Here is an 18,463-nt window from a genome sequence, read left to right as displayed (position 1 = left end):
ACCATGGAGTTAATGTTGGATTTTGTGCAGATGAGTCTACCTGCAGCCTTGGCTGTATATGGGATGTTTCTAGTTGTAAAAACAATGATGGAAAAGCAGGTTGCTAGTGAACTTCAAAAGTTAAATGCTTCTCCGAAAGAGCAAATTACGGAACTCCGTTTACAGGCTTATGAAAGAATGACCCTTTATTTGGAAAGAATAACTCCAAATAATCTTATCATGAGGTTAAATGGTAGTGCAGATACTGTGAGCGATTTCCAAGCTGTTTTAGTGAATGAGATTAGAAATGAATACAATTATAATTGTAGTCAGCAAATATATTTAGAAGAAGGCTCTTGGGCTTTAATTAAGCAAGGAACTGAAGAAACTATTGCTCTTATCAATCAAGCAGGAAAAGAATTGAAATCTGATCAATCAGCTTATGAACTGAGCAAAAAAGTATTTGAAATTATCATTCAATCAGAATTTCAAATTATTGATCAAGCCCTCTCCGAGTTAAAGAAAGAGGTAAAAAAGATTTATTAAACATTCTTGAGGTTGTCTTTAAAATTAAGACAACCTTTTTTTATGAATATTTATTCCTTTTCGCATATAGTTAAATTTAATGTAAAAGAAATTCCTCTCCCAAATCGAGAGAGGAACCTATTTTATGATAACTTTTGAGCGTCAGCTAAGAATTTCTCAAGTCCACTATCAGTAAGTGGGTGTTTCAGCAAACCATTGATCACGTTCAATGGACAAGTTGCAACATCTGCTCCTAGTCTAGCACAATCAACCAAATGCATGACGTGTCTTACTGAAGCCGCAAGAACTTCTGTTGTGAATCCGAAGTTACCATAAACAGTAACGATATCTTCAATCAACTGCAGACCATCAGATGAGATATCATCCAAACGACCAATAAATGGAGAAACATAAGTTGCTCCAGCTTTTGCAGCCAAAATAGCTTGACCTACAGAAAAAACTAATGTACAGTTAGTACGAATTCCTTTATCAGAGAAATATTTGATAGCCTTAACACCATCTTTGATCATTGGGATTTTCACAACAATCTTTGGATCGATTGCAGCTAACTCCTCCCCTTCTTTAATCATCTCCTCATAAGAAGTAGATAAAACTTCAGCACTAACTTTATCTTCCACAATATCACAAATTGCTTTGTAATGAGCTTTGATATTTTCAGCACCTACAATCCCTTCTTTTGCCATTAGCGATGGGTTAGTAGTAACTCCATCCAATACGCCTAATGCGTGTGCTTCCTTAATCTCCTCAAGATTAGCTGTATCGATAAAAAATTTCATAATGTTACGGTTTAATAGTCTGTGTTGATTTTGATTAATCCTATGGATAAATCAATCTCACCAACTTATATAATAAGGTATTTCTACTTTGAATTACGCAAGTTATATAAGTTAGGTTAATTTAAATTTATCCAATTTATAATAAATATAAAGCTGCCTTTTGGGAAAAAGACAGCTTATATAATTTTCAAAAATTCATATTCTCATTAAGCATGAAGTGCTCTGTCTTCTGTAGCAGCCAAACAAGCTTCTTTAATTGCTTCCGTAAATGTAGGGTGAGCATGTGACATACGAGAAACATCTTCTGCAGACGCTCTGTATTCCATCGCGACTACACCTTCAGAAATCAAGTCTGCAACACGTGGGCCAATCATGTGCATTCCTAAAATTTCGTCAGTGGCTTCATCTGCAATTACTTTTACAAAACCATCTACATCCATACTTGCTACAGCTCTACCTGAAGCTCTAAAAGAGAATGAACCAGTTTTGTACTTTCTTCCTTCGGCTTTCAGTTCTTCTTCAGTATAACCTACACCTGCTACTTCTGGCCAAGTGTAAACAACACCTGGAATCAATTTGTAGTTAATGTGAGGCTTCTGACCTGCTAATAGCTCTGCAACAAACATACCTTCTTCCTCCGCTTTGTGAGCAAGCATCGCACCTTTGACTACATCACCAATAGCATAGATATTCTCTACATTAGTTTGAAGATTTGCATTCACTTCTACTCGACCTCTATCATCAAGTTTCACACCTGCATTTTCAAGACCAAGTTTATCCGTATAAGGACGACGACCTACAGATACTAGACAGTAATCAGCCTCAATCTCTAAAGATTTGCCTTTTTTCATATCTTCTGCAGTAATCTTAACTACATCGTCTTCTGTTTTGGCAGAAGTTACTTTTGTATTGAAGTTAAATTTAAATCCTTCTTTCTTCAATACTCTTTGTAGCTCTTTACCCAAAGACTTATCCATGCCTGGGATTAGGCTATCAGTAAATTCTACTACTGATACTTCAGTACCCAATCTAGCATATACTGAACCAAGCTCAAGGCCGATAACTCCTCCACCAATAATTACTAGTTTCTTTGGAATTTCGTCTAATTCAAGAGCTTCAGTTGATGTAATTACGCGCTTTTTATCATACTCAACTCCTGGAATAATGATTGGTTTAGAACCAGTTGCAATCACAATATTCTCAGAAGTAAAAGTTTCTTCAGAACCATCTTCTTTAGAAACTTTCACTGTATTTTTATCGACAAATGAACCGAATCCGTAGTGAACATCGATTTTGTTCTTTTTCATCAAGAACTCAACTCCTTTGTTCATCTGCTTCACAACTTCACGTTTTCTCTCGATCATACGACCGAAATCAATGCCTAAACCTTCAACTTTGATTCCGTGCTTTTCAAATTTGTGAAGTGCTTGATGATAATGCTCTGAAGAATCAAGCAATGCTTTTGAAGGAATACAGCCTACATTTAGACATGTACCTCCGAGTGCATTATATTTTTCAATCAATGCAGTTTTAAACCCTAGTTGTGCAAAACGAATAGCTGCAACATATCCACCAGGTCCCGAACCAATGACTGTAACGTCGTAATTCATTTAGTTATAGATTTAATGGTAAAAAAATAATTTCTTGATTTTAGATGCTAAAAAATTAGACACCTAGTAATAGACGAGTTGGATCTTCCAACAACTCTTTTACACGTTTCAAGAAACTTACAGATTCTCGACCGTCAATGATACGGTGATCGTAAGAAAGTGCCACATACATAATTGGGCGAATTTCTACTTGACCATTGATCGCTACTGGTCTTTCTACGATGTTATGCATTCCTAAAATTGCAGATTGCGGAGCATTGATAATTGGAGTAGAAAGCATAGATCCAAATACACCACCATTCGTAATTGTGAATGTACCTCCCATCATCTCATCGATAGACAACTTACCATCTCTTGCTCTTTTAGCAAGTCTAATGATTTCAGATTCCACACCGTTGAAAGATAGTTTTTCAGCATTTCTGATCACTGGTACTACCAAACCTTTTGGTGTAGAAACGGCAATAGAAACATCACAGAAGTTACTGTATAAAATTTCATTACCATCAATCTGAGCATTTACAGCTGGCCACTCTTGAAGTGCTACTGTAACTGCTTTTGTAAAGAAAGACATGAATCCTAAACCAACCTCATATTTCTCTTTGAACATATCCTTGTACTTCTTACGGATGTCCATGATTGGCTTCATGTCAACTTCGTTGAAAGTCGTAAGCATTGCCGTTTCGTTCTTTACAGAAACTAAACGCTTAGCAATTGTACGACGCATCGAAGACATTTTTTCACGTGAAACTTCACGATCTCCAGAAGGAGCTGCTACTGGGGCAGGAGCTTCAGATTTAGCAGCCGTTTTAGCTGGTGCAGGTGCTGGAGCTTGTTTTTCAGCCTTAAGAGCATCTTCTTTCGTAATTCTACCATTTACGCCACTACCTTGAACTTGACTAGCATCGATGCCTTTCTCATCCAAGATTTTCTTAGCTGCTGGAGAAGCATGACCTGTTGCATAATTTGCATCACCATTTACTGATGTTGGAGCTGCTGATGCTTGAGCTTCTGCTTGAGGAGCTGCAGGTGCTCCCCCTTCCATCACCTCAATTTTACAGATTAATTGCCCTACTTCAACCGTATCACCTTCTTGTGCTACAATTCTGACAATACCACTGTGCTCAGACATTAGCTCAAATGTTGCCTTATCTGATTCTATTTCACAAAGAAGTTCGTCTGCTTCCACAAACTCTCCATCTTCTTTTGACCAAGTTGCAATCGTAACTTCAGTAATTGACTCTCCTACAGTTGGCACATTCATTTCCACAACTTCGCCAGTTGCTTTTGGTCCTTCCGCTGGTGCAGCAGCTACTGGTGCAGCATCTTCTACTACAGATGCATCTGCTCCTACTGCTTCAGCTACTGGCTCTCCTACACTTGCTTCTATCTTACAAATCACAGCGCCAATAGGCAGTGTATCACCTTCTTGTGCAACAATAGATAATTTACCTGATGTTTCTGCCGCTAATTCAAAAGTAGCCTTATCAGACTCTAGCTCACAGATTATTTCATCTTGTTCTACAAAATCCCCTTCGCTTTTCATCCAGCTTGCGATGGTCACCTCGGTAATCGACTCGCCTACCGCAGGGACTTTCATTTCAAAACTCATAATGCTTTTGTTTATTGACGCTGTAAAAATTTCTTATTTATAATTTCTTTTCGAGTCGGAAGTGTTTAATTCCAACTTCTTCGAAAGGCTCTCCTACCTTTGTGTAACCTAACTTCTCGTAGAAACCCATTGCTACATCACGAGAATGCACAATCATTTCATTAAAGTCTTGCTCGTATGAGAAAACTTCCGAAAAGTTGACTAAAACTTTACCTAATCCTTTCCCTTGAAAATCTTCACGGATGGCTACTTGCCTCATTTTGATTTGTTGATTTTCTAATGGCTGTAAAACCAAGCAACCAACTACCTCATCATGATCATTTAAAGCTGCTAAATGAAAACTGTCGAATTCATTATCCAACTCTTCAGCAGAGAATTCAAGATTTAATGGCTTTCTGAGAACGGCATCTCTTAATTCCACTGTTCTTTTGTAATCCTCTGACCCGTGCTTAATTTCTTTAATAATCATATCGTCTCTTCTTTTAGGTATAAACTCACACAAAGCTATCAAGCCTTTTTGAAATCCTTCTATTTTAATGATAAAAAATCAAGTCAGGATAGAAGGATTTCTAAGGTATTTGAAAGCTTCTCCTATTCAAAAGAAGCATTTACAATATTTTCTTGTTCCTTCGCGTGCATTTTCGCAAATCCTGTAGCAGGAGAAGCACTTGGTTTACGTGCCTTAATTTGCATCTGACGACGACGGTCCATATTCATGTACGCTCTATAGATGTATGTCCAAGCTCCCATGTTTACAGGCTCTTCCTGTACCCAATACAACTCTTCCATATTCTTATAAGCATCTATAATTTTATCCAATTTCACTTCTGGGAACGGATGTAATTGCTCGATTCTTACAATCGCTACATCTTTGCGTTTATCTTGTTGTTGCTTTTCAAGTAAGTCATAGTAAATCTTACCGCTACATAGCAATACTCTCTTTACTTTAGACTTGCTTCTTGCCACATAAGAATCATCATAAACTTCTTGGAATTTGTTATCCGTGAAATCTTCAATTGATGAAACAACTTTAGGGTGTCTCAAAAGGGATTTAGGAGTCATTACGATCAATGGCTTTCTGAAATCCCAAGTCAACTGACGTCTAAGGATGTGGAAGAAGTTAGCAGGTGTTGTACAGTTAGCAATCACTACATTATTCTCTGCAGCCAATTGCAAGAAACGCTCAGGTCTAGCATTTGAGTGTTCAGGACCTTGACCTTCATAACCATGAGGAAGTAACATCACCAAACCATTCATTGTACTCCATTTTGATTCAGCTGAAGTAATGAATTGGTCAATCATTGTTTGAGCGCCATTGGCAAAATCACCAAACTGAGCTTCCCAAACGTTCAAGATATTAGGATTTGCACTAGCATAGCCATACTCAAAACCTAATACACCGTACTCTGAAAGCAATGAATTGTGAATTGTAAATTCACCTTGAAGCTTACTGATGTGTGACAAGCTGTAGTGCTTTTCATTTGTCTCTGCATCATTCAATACTGCATGACGGTGAGAGAACGTACCACGTTGCACATCTTGACCACTGATTCTTACTTTCTTCTGATCTAAAAGAAGTGAACCATACGCTAAAAGTTCAGCAGCTGCCCAGTTAAATTTCTTTTCTTCAAAGAATGACTTTTTACGGTCTTTCAGAAGCTTTTCAATTTGCTTCAATGGTTTGAAGTTTTCTGGGATAGTAGTCAAAGCATGACCTACTAAGCTAATTGTATCTTCTGAAATACTTGTATCTGGAGACTCTAAGAAATCTTCATCTGTAGCAAATCTTAGTTGTTTCCATTGAACTTCTAGTGGCTGAGGTTTATATGGAAGTGGATTTTGTCTTACTTCATTCAAACGGTCATTCAAGAGCTTTCTAAACTCTTTATCCATTTGTTTTGCAAGCTGTGCATCTACTTCACCTCTCGATAAAAGTTCTTTATTATAAAGCTCACGAGGGTTCGCGTGCTTAGAAATCGAATTATAAAGTTTAGGCTGTGTAAACTTAGGCTCATCACTTTCGTTGTGTCCGTGACGACGGTAGCATACCATATCTACAAAAACATCTCTTTGATATTTCTGACGGAATTCAATCGCCAATTTCATAGCGAATGCTACAGCTTCAGGGTCATCACCATTTACGTGAATTGTTGGAGCCTCTACAAGTTTTGCAACATCTGTGCAATAAATTGAAGAACGAGCATCTTCAAAGTCTGTTGTAAAGCCTACTTGATTATTAATTACGAAGTGAATTGTCCCCCCTACTTGGTAACCTTTTAGGTTAGACATTTGTACTGTTTCATAAACAACACCTTGTCCTGCGATTGCCGCATCACCATGTATCAAGATTGGAAGAATCTTTTTAGAATCACGATCATAAAGTGTATCTCTTTTCGCTCTTACCTGTCCGATAACAACAGGGTCTACAGCTTCCAAGTGAGAAGGGTTGGCTGCCAAGTTCAACTTCACTTTCTGACCTGTAGGAGTTGTAACTTGAGATTTGAAACCTAAGTGGTATTTCACATCTCCATCTCCCATTGTCTGCTCTGGAATACCGTTTCCTTCAAACTCATTGAAAACTTCTTCATAAGTTTTCCCCATGATGTTTGTCAGAACGTTCAGACGACCACGGTGAGCCATACCGATGATTACTTCTTCCAATCCATGCTTAGCACCTTCATTAATGATTGTATCTAATGCAGGAATTGTAGATTCACCACCTTCTAGTGAGAAACGTTTTTGACCTACATATTTTGTATGCAAGAAATTCTCAAAAACAACTGCTTCATTTAATTTTGTAAGAATTCTCTTCTTCTCTTCTGGACTCAAGTTGAAATTAAGACGCTCTGTCTCTACTTTTTTCTGGAACCATTCAAGAACATCTGGCTCACGAATAGCCATATATTCAAAACCCATTGTGCCTTCATAGATTTTCTTCAAGGCAGCAATAATATCTTTCAGCTTTGCTTTTCCAAGTCCCAAATACTCTCCTGCAGTAAACTCTGTATCAAGATCAGCCTCCGTTAGTCCGTAATCAGACAACTCTAAACGTGCTTTACGATCTTTTCTATCTCGTACTGGGTTTGTAGTAGACTGCAAATGTCCTCTTGAACGGTAACCATTAATCAACTGACGTACGGCAACTTCTTTACGTAGTGTCTCAAAACTAAGACCACCACCCGTAGTTACTTCAGCTCCATCAACGATTTCTTCTCCGTATTTTTTAAGAGAAAAATTGAAACCTTCAAAAAAATACTTCCAAGTCTGATCTACTGAACTTGGGTCTGCTTGGTAAGCTTCATAGAGTTCATCTATGTAAGCGCCATGTGCGTTTGCTATATATGAATATTCGTTCATTGGCCCTGTTATGATTTATTTACTAAACCAAAGGTAATATTATTCGAACACATATACATTACATTAATGCGGTTACACAAATACACACCAACAACTATACAACACTTAAATACTGTATATCAATTATTTAATTGATTATTTTTAAATCATAAAATGTATTTAAAACACAAAAAAAATGATAAAACCGTTATTTAAACTATTTTTTACTAAACCTTATTCTGTTTAATTCTTTGCTTCAAAGCTTCAAGCGCATCAGCTTTTTTGTATTTATCAAGTTCCTTTTCGACCTCTTTTAAAACAGTATACACCATATTCACTTTTTGATCCAGATCATTTATTTCTTTAGTATATAAATCTTCTTTTTCTTCAAGGGTTCTTTTCTGCTGCATACGATGAAGCATCTGATCAGTAGTTTCCCCTTCTTGGTAAGAGTAATTAGAAAAAGACTCTATTTCTGAAGTGATTTTTTGGATAGAACGCTCTACATCTTCAATACTTATTTTTGCATTATTTATATTTGAACCAAGTGATTTTTCAATTGTAACATCCTTAGATAAGACGAGATTTGTATACCTATTGAAGAGTTCTTCATTAATTTTTTTTAACTCTTTGAAACTTTTTTTCAACTCTGATAGCTGTTTTGCTAAATTCATAATCCACTTAGATTTAATTCTTTATTTTTTTTTAAAATATTAAGATAATATCGCGTTCACCCTACGTTAACAATGAATAAACATTCATCTTCATAATATAATACAATATAACAACACTGCATTTACAAGTTACTCATTTACGTTTATTTGTATTATTCAAACATTAAGTTTTATTTTTGCGCTGTTAATAAATATTAAACTCGTCAATTCTTGATCATGCGAAAGTTTACACACTTTTTTGCAACTTTATTTACACTAATCTTACTAACGTCGACTGCCTTTGCACAGTCCACAACATCAGCCTTATCAGGTTTGGTAAAAGATGCTGATGGAGAACCACTACCAGGAGCTACTGTAATTGCTCTTCACACTCCATCTGGAACTAAGTACGGTGTCGCTACACGTGCTGATGGTAGATACGATATTCCAAACATGAGAGTTGGAGGACCTTATACAATTACTGTATCTTACATTGGTTTCCAACAATTTACTCAAGAAGGTATCACTTTACAATTGGGTAAGAAATTCAGAATGAATGCAAACCTTGCAGCTGATGCTGAAACACTTACAGAGATTGAAGTAACAGCTTCTGCTGATGGTGAAAGAACAGGTGCTGCTACTAGTATTGACAGTGAAACTATTAAAGTTTTACCTTCAATTAGCCGTTCTACTGCTGATTTTACTCGTTTAACTCCTCAATCTGACGGAAACAGCTTCGGAGGTAGAAATAATCTTTACAACAACTTTTCGTTGGATGGATCTATCTTCAACAACTCATTTGGTTTGGACGTTTCTACGCCTGGTGGACAGGCTGATGCTCAACCAGTATCGTTAGATGCTATCGAGCAAGTTCAAGTAACTTTAGCACCATTTGATGTTAGACAAAGTGGATTTACAGGTGCGGGTGTAAACGCCGTTACTAAATCAGGTACAAACGAATTCAAAGGTACTGCCTACCACTTCTTCAGAAATGAAAATATGATTGGTAATAAAGTATCTGGAACTACTATCGAAAACCTAAATTATAGTACCACTCAATCAGGTCTTTCTTTAGGTGGTCCAATCATCAAGAATAAACTTTTCTTCTTCGTCAACGGAGAAATTGAAAGAGCAGAAGGTTTAGCTCACGGTTTTGTGGCTGCAAAAGAAGGTAGAGAAGGTTCAAACGTAACTTCTGTTCAATATGCTGATGCTATGGCTGTGAAGAACCATTTCATGGATAAATGGGATTACGATGCAGGTGAGTTTGAAAACTACAATCACGGTAAAGAAAATGAGAAGCTTCTAATCAAATTGGATTGGAACATCAATGATAACCACAATGCTTCTTTCCGTTACAATATGCTAAGAGCATGGAAAGATGTTTTGCCTCACCCTGAAGCAATTGGTGGTCGTGGTCCTCAACCTTACCGTCTTCCTTTCTCGAACTCATCTTACGCAATTCACAACAACATCGACTCTTGGGTTGCAGAATTGAACTCTCGTTTTGGAAATACTGCCTCAAACAAATTCCAAGTAACATACTCTAGATTCAGAGATAAAAGAATGCCTTGGTCAGAGCCATTCCCAGTAATTGATATCTTAGACGCAAACGGACAAATTTCTCTTACTGCTGGTTCGGAGATGTTCTCAACAAACAATGTATTGGATCAAGATATCTTCCAATTGAGAGATGACTTCACAATGTACATGGATAATCACACATTGACAGCTGGTTTCAATGCTGAGGTATTCCAGTTCAATAACTCATTCAACTTGTTCTACTACCCAGGTCATACATTCCAAAATGTTGACGACTTTTTAGCAGACAGAGCATACAACACATTTACTGGAGACTATTATACTGTAGATTACAGAAATGATGTAGCTTCACAAAATGCTCCTTACGCAATGGCTGAAGTAGATGTAGCTCAAATCGCTTTCTATTTACAAGATGAGTGGAATGTTTCTGACAAGTTAGATGTAACTATGGGGGTAAGAATGGATATGCCTATCTATTTATCAGAAATTGCTGAAGACCCAGTTACAAAAGGTTTTGACGGATGGAAAGATGGTAAAAATGTAGATCCTTCAACATTCCCTACAGCAAGACCACTTTGGTCTCCAAGAGTTGGCTTCAACTATGATGTAAAAGGTGATCAATCATCAGTGGTAAGAGGTGGTACAGGTATTTTCACTGGTCGTATTCCTTTTGTATGGTTAGGAAACCAAGCTTCAAACCCTAAAATTGATCCTTTCTATACTTTCCAAGTGAATGACACAGAGGATGATTTCAGATTCCCTCAAGTTTGGAAAACAAACCTAGCATGGGATAAGAAATTCGCAAATGGATGGTCTGTTACACTAGAAGGTATTATCTCTAAAGATATCAACGCTGTAGTTCACAGAAACTACAATATGGCTGCTCCTTCTCAAAATGCAGAAGGTAAAGGTGACAACAGAGCAATTTTCGCAGGTTTCCACGAAACAAACTTATATTCTAGCTCTGAATACGCTGCTAATATGGATGATCCACAATTCTTAGAAGCAGGAGCAATTGTACTAGAAAACGTAGACGAAGGACACCAGTACTCTTTGACAGGACAGATACAAAAAGTATTTGACTTTGGTTTATTCGCAAGTGCAGCATATACTTACATGGAATCAATGGACTACACATCAATCCCTGCTGAGATTGCTGCTGATGCATTCCAAAGAAACCCTGTAGTAGGTGACCCTAACCAATCTCAGTTTGCAAACTCTCGTTACGGTTTACAACACCGTTTCATCACTTCTGTAGGTTACAAGAAAACATACGGAAATGGTCGTCATGCAACATCAATCTCTATGTTTGGTGAAATTGCAAGAGGTAACAGATACTCTTACACTTATGCTGGTGACATGAACAGAGATGCTATCGCAAATAATGATTTGATTTATGTTCCTGCATCAGAAGATGAAATCGTTCTTGTAAGCACTGAAGCTAATACAGCGACACCTACAGAACAGTGGAATGCTTTGAATCAATTCATAGAGCAAGATGAGTACCTAAGTGAAAGAAGAGGTGACTACGCTGAGCGTAACGGCGCTATGCTTCCTTGGTACACTCAATTTGACGTAAGATTACTTCAAGATTATAACTTCAAAGTAGGAGACAAAACAAATACTATTCAATTGTCTGTTGATGTCTTGAATTTTGGTAATATGTTAAACTCTGACTGGGGTGTAAGAAAATTACCATCGACAAGAACTCCAATTACTTTTGAAGGATACCAAGAAGGTACAAATATCCCGACTTATTCATTTGACACTGAACTTACAGAAACATTCAACGATGATGTTTCTATCTTGTCAAAATGGCAAATGCAAATTGGTTTGAGATATATCTTCTAAACCAATCAAGAATTGAAATACGAAAGCCACTTCTTAATGAAGTGGCTTTTTTTTTATGCTTTTATCAGTCTAAAGGTAAGATTAATTCGCTCCTCTTCTACTTTCTTTTGTTGCGGAATCTGGTGTTTCCAATAATGTTGCGTTTCACCTTCCATTATCAATAAACTACCCGATGGCAGATGTAGCTTCAAAGATTTAGGGTTTTCCTTCACTTTTTCTTTAAAATCAAATCTTCTAACAGCTCCAAAAGTTAAAGATGCGATAACAGGATTTACTCCTAACTCTTTTTCATCATCTGAATGCCAACCCATTTTATCACTTCCTCCTCTATACCTATTTAATAACACACTGTTATATTTTGTTCTAGTTTCGGATTCTATTTTATTTTTTATGTCTTCAATTTCAGAAGACCATCCTACTGCCTTATGTAATACTCCAGAATATTTATACTTCACTCCTTCCTCTCCTTGCCAAGCGACTACTCTAGGTACTAAATGTTCTTTTCCAAAGATTTTAATTTTTTCTGTTTTCCAATCAATCGTATTTTTCAACAGATCGAAATGCGCTAAACTTTCTTTATCATCGTAAAAATGAGGATAAAGCCGTAAGCTCAAATGATCATCTTCAAAAAGCCAGTAGTCTTGTTTCAATAACTCTAAACTTGAGTATTCCATACTTTAATTTTTCTCTTAAAAACACCTCTATTTCAAAAGTTGTTGGAATGATTGGGTATAAAAAAAGCCCAACCGAAGTTGAGCTTTTAATTCTGTAATATTGAATTTATAGTGCTTTAGGCGCTCCTGCAAGAATATCAGCAGATGTTCCTTCTTCAAATTTCTTGAAGTTTGCCACGAATTTTTCAGCTAGGTTCTTAGCCGCTTCTTCGTAACCTTCAATTCCATTTGCTTCCCATTGAGCTTTAGGTCTTAGTACTTCTGATGGTACTCCTTCTACTTCATTAGGAATTTGAACTCCAAAGATTGAGTCTTCTGTAAACTCAACGTTTGCTAACTTTCCTTCCAAAGCAGCTGTAATCATTGCTCTTGTATATCTCAATTTCATACGATCACACTTACCGTAAGGTCCTGCAGCCCAACCTGTGTTAATCAACCATATATTTGTATCAAACTGCTCCATTTTCTGACCTAGCATTTCAGCATACTTAGAAGGATGAAGCGGCATAAATGGCGCTCCAAAACAAGCTGAGAATACTGGTTTTGGCTCTGTAATACCTACTTCTGTACCCGCTACTTGTGCCGTATAACCAGACATAAAGTGGTACATTGCTTGTGCTTTAGTCAATTTTGAAATTGGAGGCAAAATACCGTAAGCATCACAAGTCAAGAAGAAAATATTCTTAGGGTGCGTACTTACTGATGGAATTTTCACATTTTCAATGTGCTCTAATGGATAAGACGTACGTGTGTTTTGGGTAACAGATACGTTTTCATAATCCACCGTTCTTGTTCCTTCAAAGAAACGAGTGTTTTCTAGTGTAGCACCAAACTTAATCGCATCCCAAATTTCAGGTTCTTTTTTCTGCGACAAGTCAATAGTTTTTGCATAGCATCCACCTTCAAAGTTGAAAATACCACTTTCAGTCCAACCGTGCTCATCATCTCCGATAAGTAAACGATTAGGGTCTGCTGAAAGCGTCGTTTTACCTGTACCAGACAGTCCAAAGAATACGGCTGCATCGCCATCTTTGCCTTCATTAGCAGAACAGTGCATCGGAAGTACATCTCTTTCAGGAAGTAATGCGTTCAACACTGAGAAGATTCCTTTCTTAATCTCACCAGTATAACGTGTACCACCAATAATAATACATTGTTCAGTAAAATCGGCAATTGCAAAATTACCTTGTCTTGTACCATCTACTTCTGGGTCTGCCTCAAATTCAGGAACTTGAACGACTACCCAATCAGGCTCAAAACCAACTAACTCTTCAGCTGAAGGTTGGATAAACATATTAGACACAAAGTGATTAACTGATGCCAAAGTAGTAATCACTCTCACTTTTAGCCTATGATTAACATCTGCACCTGCGTACATATCTCGAACGTACAATTTCTTGTCATTCTCATTGATGTAATCCCAGACTTTAGCATGCAAAGATTTGAACTTAGCTCCTTCAAATGGGATATTAATATTACCCCACCAAACATTCGCTGTTGCATCGTCTTTAACCAAGAATCTATCTTGTGGAGAACGACCTGTGAATTTGCCTGTATCACACATAAAAGCACCCGTATCGGCTAAAACGCCTTCATTATTTTTAAGTGCTTCTTCTACCAATTCAGCTACTGGTAGGTTCATCTTCACTTGCTTAACAGCATTAAGGTTCTGAGTATTCAGTTTGTTAATCTCTGTCATGATGGTTGTTGTTTAAATTAATTAAGTATTTAGTAGTGTTGCGTAAGAATATTACAGTTGATTTCTGTGTTGTTTCTGCTGTGTATTAAAATTTTTACTAGATCAACTTTATCAAATTGACCAATTATTATCATCGACATTGAATAGATAATTAACGATTAATGACTTTCATCATTGTTTAAATTTATCTAAAAATTTGAAATTTTAATGAGTTGAAAATGAAAATATTACGTATCTATTTCTGGTTGTAAATACTACCTTGAAAAAGGAATATTTAATCTAAAAACTATACTAATTACTTTAAACATGAAATATCTTGATGCAAACATAAGATATAAACTCTTTTAGTGTAAATTTTACGTGTATTTTTTTCAAAAAAATATTTTTAGTTCGATGTGAAATATAAAATTTAAAGGAACGTTAATAACTTGTGTTTAATTAAAACGGAGAAGAAGGGTTATTTCTTAATAAAACAAACTTGATTTAACAAATCATTTTAATTCACGTTAGTTATAATAGGATAAAGCTAAAAATAGCCAAATGCTATTATTTGACTGATAAACATCCTTCTCACATTAACTTATTTACTCTTTATACGTTATGGAACCTCAATTGAATCCATCTCCTATTTTTGTTGACTCAGAAATAGGAACACTTAAAAGGTTATTAATTCATAGTCCAGATGAAGGTCTCGGTAAAGTCATCCCTATGAAAGCGCAAGACTGGTTGTTTGATGATATCATTCACCTAGATACAATGCGTAAAAATGAGTATGACTATTATTTGAAACTTCTACTATACTTCTTGGATTATGAAAACATTCATGGAAGAATGTCAGAAGTAGATTCAGATGAGGATCGTAGTTTCTACAAACCAGATCACCCTAACTACTACAATTCAAAGAAAGTACTTGACCCACAATACCTATTGTCTCAAGTGTTGGATAACCCAACTATTAGAGAGCGTATTGTGGCATCAATTTGTACGCATGAAGGTGTTTCTTACAGAAAGCAACTTCAATTGATGGAAATGTCTTCTTTGGCTTTATCTAGAACATTGATTTCAGGTCTTACGCCAGAAAAAGAGATGCTGTTCCCACCTGTTCCAAACTTGATCTTTACTCGTGATGTCGGAATCACTATTAAAGACCATATCTTATTGAACAGACCAGCTAAATTGGCTCGTACAAGAGAGTCAATTATTATGCGTCACATCTTTTTCCATCACCCAATTTTCAATTCTATCAAGAATAATGTGATTGAAATTGAAGATCAGCCAGGTTTCTTCCTATTAGAAGAAGATGAACAAGATCACCGTAGAATCACGCTTGAAGGTGGTGATGTTATGATGGTTGCACCTAATCACGTTCTGATTGGTGTTAGTGAAAGAACTTCTTCTTATGCTGCTGAAAGAGTGGTTAAAGAACTTCATGCACGTGACTTGGTTGAAAAAGTTACGGTAATCAAGATTCCTGCTCACCGTTCTTGTATGCATATTGATACTGTATTCACACAGATCAAGAGAGATACTTGGGTAATGTTCGGAGAATTCTCAGGAGCTAACACTGATTTTGGAGATAATGAGATGGTCGGACTTCATGAACCTGATGGACGTTTCCACTTAGAAATCTTCCAATATGTAAAAGGAAAAGATTATAGTGATCCAATCAGATTTGAGCATCTTGAATCATTATTACACCATATCACAAGATATGATCTTGGTTGTAATACAAATGCGAAAATCATCTATTCTGGTAATAAGGAATTCCCTTACGGAAGAAGAGAGCAATGGACTGACTCTTGTAATATGTTGGCTTTGAAAGAGGGTGTTGTTATTGGTTATGACAGAAATGACAAAACTATTCAAGCTATAGAAAATGCAGGAATGAAAGTTATTGAAGTATCAAAGCTTCTAGAACTTTTTGACTGTGAAGAACTCCACCCAGATGATGTAGAAAATACATTGATTCTGCTTCCATCAGCTGAACTTTCAAGAGCTAGAGGAGGTTCTCACTGTATGAGTATGCCTATCCAAAGAGATGGATTTATGTAATAGATATAATGACTAAAAAAAGCGTTACGAGGTTTAGACTTCGTAACGCTTTTTTATTTCTATTGATTTAATTCTCCCTTAACGGGTGAAATCACAATAGATTCATTGAGTTTAGCTAAAAGCTGTATATAAAACTCCCTGAAGTATTGATAATATTCTGGGTTTACTGTAACCTTCTTTAAGTTAAACATGATCATCATCTGAAGTTCCCTGTCAAATGACTTTTTAGAGATGAAAGTAAATTTACCAATTTTACTAGGCAATGTAATGTTTAGAACTTCTGGGAACGACGTAATTTCATAACCTTCTGGCACTTTAAACTGAATAGAAGACCTAATTGCTCTATCATTAGCAATCTCAATCGGTAAAAATCTTTTCTCCTGAGTAAAAGGATTTTCTCTTAAAGGAAAAAATTCTTTAGGCTGTATAAATACTTTCCCTTTACCTACTTCTTTAATCACTCTTGAAAAAACACTTAAAGGCTTTTCAGGATCAGCTAAATTCGTCACTGAACTAGAATCTAATTCGGCCTCTTCTTCGTAAATTCTTTGTTCTAAATATTCTTCTAAACCTTTATTATTTATACCAGAACGAACATTAACTGAATTGTAACCCGAATAAATATTATTAGCTGAAGCCTCTAATGTTCCATCAGATTTAACTTCAACCAAAATATTATTACGATTTATAAACTTGGTACCTTGAACATCTAAATCAATAATCTTAGCTTCTTTTTTCACCAAGTAAAGCCCTTTTTCTACCCATGCTTCTTTTGGTAAAACATTATATGGCAAATTCTTATGAGTAGCATCTAACACATAGTTTTTATCGTCTAATTCAAGATAACAGAGTAAATAATCGAACTGCGTTAGCAATGGAGCAATAGAAAACAACTTCCCGTTCGATCTTGAGCTAATTAATAGAGGGGTTACCTTAAATCCTGCAGCTTGAAGCAAACCACATAAGTGTAAATTCAATTCTGGAATACTTCCACTTTTACTCTTTAGTAATTCATTATAAGTCTGCTTAGGTGATATCCCCCATCTGTCATTCCATCCAAAATTAGAAACTGCATAAGATCTAATATTCTTTATATAATCTATATCCGATTCTCCTTTAGGAATAAGAGCTAAAATATCTTCATATTTTCTGTCTCTAAAATAAGTCCTAACATCAGTATCTAAGTAGTAGTCACTCGCTAGTTCATCCCAAGTATTCAAGAAAGACTCATAAGAAACAGTAGAACCAAACTTTTTATACCCTGCTAATTGGAAGTAAACGATATCCTTATAATCATCAGGATTAGCGACAAAAGGCTCATCTTTTAAAGGCGGCTGATTTTCAAGTAAAAACTTTGATTTACTTTTGTCATAAAGACTTTTTGAATTACTCCCATTAAGGAAAAACTTAAAGTCAAGACTAGAATCTATGGATTTTACAACAACCTCACTTCTTATTGTTGGATAGTCACTTTGGAATTTCCAAGGGTCAATTGCCCAATATCTAGCAGAGTTGAAAGTGTATTTCCACTCAATAATATCTCCTACTTCCAACTGAGGAAATGCTATTTTTACATCAGCCCAACCATACATACCTTCGTCTTTTACGATATTTTTTTTAGGTACTTCAATTTTTTGGGCCACACCACCTTTATTCTTGATCACATGAGCTCTAATCTTAGTAATATTCTCTTTCCCATCTTTCTGATAAAATGGAATTTTAACGGTACCAAATTCATCTATACCGTCGGTATCCATTAATTTTACCCTTTTCGTGTAATATAATCTTATTGGAAAAGTTGTTCGAGAAAATTCATAAGCCCCATACTCTGAAAGAACTACAGCATGAGCAGCTGAGTCAAAAGGTGCAACTGTCATTTCTAAATGTTCTTTGGGTACCACTCCCCACTTCATCAACTTTGATTGCGCAAAAACATTAGAATAGAAAAAGAGTAAACTAACAATTAAAAAAATTGATCTAAACATATATTTCGAATTAAAAAATCTGCGAAAAAAGCTTCTAGTATAACTTATAACATCAAACTATAAAGATCGTAAAGTGTATACTACAAAACTAATTCAAGCTTTAAAAAGTTGTTTGACATTCAGAATTGAAATACTATTAGGAGAATAAAAA

At 36.0% G+C, this 18,463-nt stretch carries 12 protein-coding genes; 3 read left to right on the top strand and 9 right to left on the bottom strand.

Annotation, left to right across the window (positions count from 1 at the left end; all coding sequences use genetic code 11):
* Positions 1-3: 3 nt before the first annotated feature.
* On the top strand, positions 4-525 hold the full coding sequence (locus tag BC781_RS14475; protein ID WP_109618969.1) for a DUF7935 family protein: 522 nt from the start codon (positions 4-6) through the stop codon (positions 523-525).
* 122 nt (positions 526-647) lie between these two features.
* Here BC781_RS14475 and fsa read toward each other — a convergent pair whose 3' ends face one another.
* From fsa to BC781_RS14445, 6 genes are all read right to left on the bottom strand, one after another.
* Complete coding sequence (gene fsa, locus BC781_RS14470; RefSeq protein ID WP_109618966.1) at positions 648-1,301, bottom strand: fructose-6-phosphate aldolase; 654 nt, start codon at positions 1,299-1,301, stop codon at positions 648-650.
* A 206-nt stretch (positions 1,302-1,507) separates the two neighbouring features.
* On the bottom strand, positions 1,508-2,911 hold the full coding sequence (gene lpdA, locus BC781_RS14465; protein WP_109618964.1) for a dihydrolipoyl dehydrogenase: 1,404 nt from the start codon (positions 2,909-2,911) through the stop codon (positions 1,508-1,510).
* Positions 2,912-2,966: 55 nt separating this feature from the next.
* Positions 2,967-4,520: a 2-oxoglutarate dehydrogenase complex dihydrolipoyllysine-residue succinyltransferase gene (gene odhB / locus BC781_RS14460; RefSeq protein ID WP_109618962.1), complete on the bottom strand. Its 1,554-nt coding sequence runs from the start codon at positions 4,518-4,520 to the stop codon at positions 2,967-2,969.
* A gap of 37 nt (positions 4,521-4,557) precedes the next feature.
* The gene (locus BC781_RS14455; protein WP_109618960.1) at positions 4,558-4,989 is read right to left on the bottom strand and encodes a GNAT family N-acetyltransferase; all 432 of its coding nucleotides are present in this window, start codon (positions 4,987-4,989) and stop codon (positions 4,558-4,560) included.
* Between the two features lie 122 nt (positions 4,990-5,111).
* On the bottom strand, positions 5,112-7,877 hold the full coding sequence (locus tag BC781_RS14450) for a 2-oxoglutarate dehydrogenase E1 component (protein ID WP_109618957.1): 2,766 nt from the start codon (positions 7,875-7,877) through the stop codon (positions 5,112-5,114).
* Positions 7,878-8,083: 206 nt separating this feature from the next.
* Positions 8,084-8,530, bottom strand: coding sequence for a hypothetical protein (locus BC781_RS14445; protein WP_109618955.1), 447 nt, complete (start codon positions 8,528-8,530; stop codon positions 8,084-8,086).
* 216 nt (positions 8,531-8,746) lie between these two features.
* Between BC781_RS14445 and BC781_RS14440 the strand changes: the two genes are divergently transcribed.
* The gene (locus BC781_RS14440) at positions 8,747-11,902 is read left to right on the top strand and encodes a TonB-dependent receptor (protein WP_109618954.1); all 3,156 of its coding nucleotides are present in this window, start codon (positions 8,747-8,749) and stop codon (positions 11,900-11,902) included.
* Positions 11,903-11,955: 53 nt separating this feature from the next.
* Here BC781_RS14440 and BC781_RS14435 read toward each other — a convergent pair whose 3' ends face one another.
* Together BC781_RS14435 and pckA are read right to left on the bottom strand one after the other, a co-directional pair.
* On the bottom strand, positions 11,956-12,576 hold the full coding sequence (locus BC781_RS14435) for an alpha-ketoglutarate-dependent dioxygenase AlkB family protein (RefSeq protein ID WP_109618952.1): 621 nt from the start codon (positions 12,574-12,576) through the stop codon (positions 11,956-11,958).
* A 106-nt stretch (positions 12,577-12,682) separates the two neighbouring features.
* Positions 12,683-14,275: a phosphoenolpyruvate carboxykinase (ATP) gene (pckA, locus tag BC781_RS14430; protein WP_109618950.1), complete on the bottom strand. Its 1,593-nt coding sequence runs from the start codon at positions 14,273-14,275 to the stop codon at positions 12,683-12,685.
* Between the two features lie 600 nt (positions 14,276-14,875).
* Between pckA and BC781_RS14425 the strand changes: the two genes are divergently transcribed.
* The gene (locus tag BC781_RS14425; protein ID WP_109618948.1) at positions 14,876-16,327 is read left to right on the top strand and encodes an arginine deiminase family protein; all 1,452 of its coding nucleotides are present in this window, start codon (positions 14,876-14,878) and stop codon (positions 16,325-16,327) included.
* Between the two features lie 59 nt (positions 16,328-16,386).
* Here the strand turns inward: BC781_RS14425 and BC781_RS14420 are convergent, their stop codons facing one another.
* Positions 16,387-18,312 carry a DUF3857 domain-containing protein gene (locus BC781_RS14420; RefSeq protein WP_109618946.1) on the bottom strand — a complete coding sequence of 642 codons (1,926 nt, stop codon included), beginning with the start codon at positions 18,310-18,312 and terminating at the stop codon, positions 16,387-16,389.
* Positions 18,313-18,463 lie beyond the last annotated feature (151 nt).

It is taken from the genome of Sediminitomix flava (genome assembly GCF_003149185.1).
Lineage (GTDB): Bacteria > Bacteroidota > Bacteroidia > Cytophagales > Flammeovirgaceae > Sediminitomix > Sediminitomix flava.
This window is presented reverse-complemented; position numbering and strand designations above follow the sequence as displayed.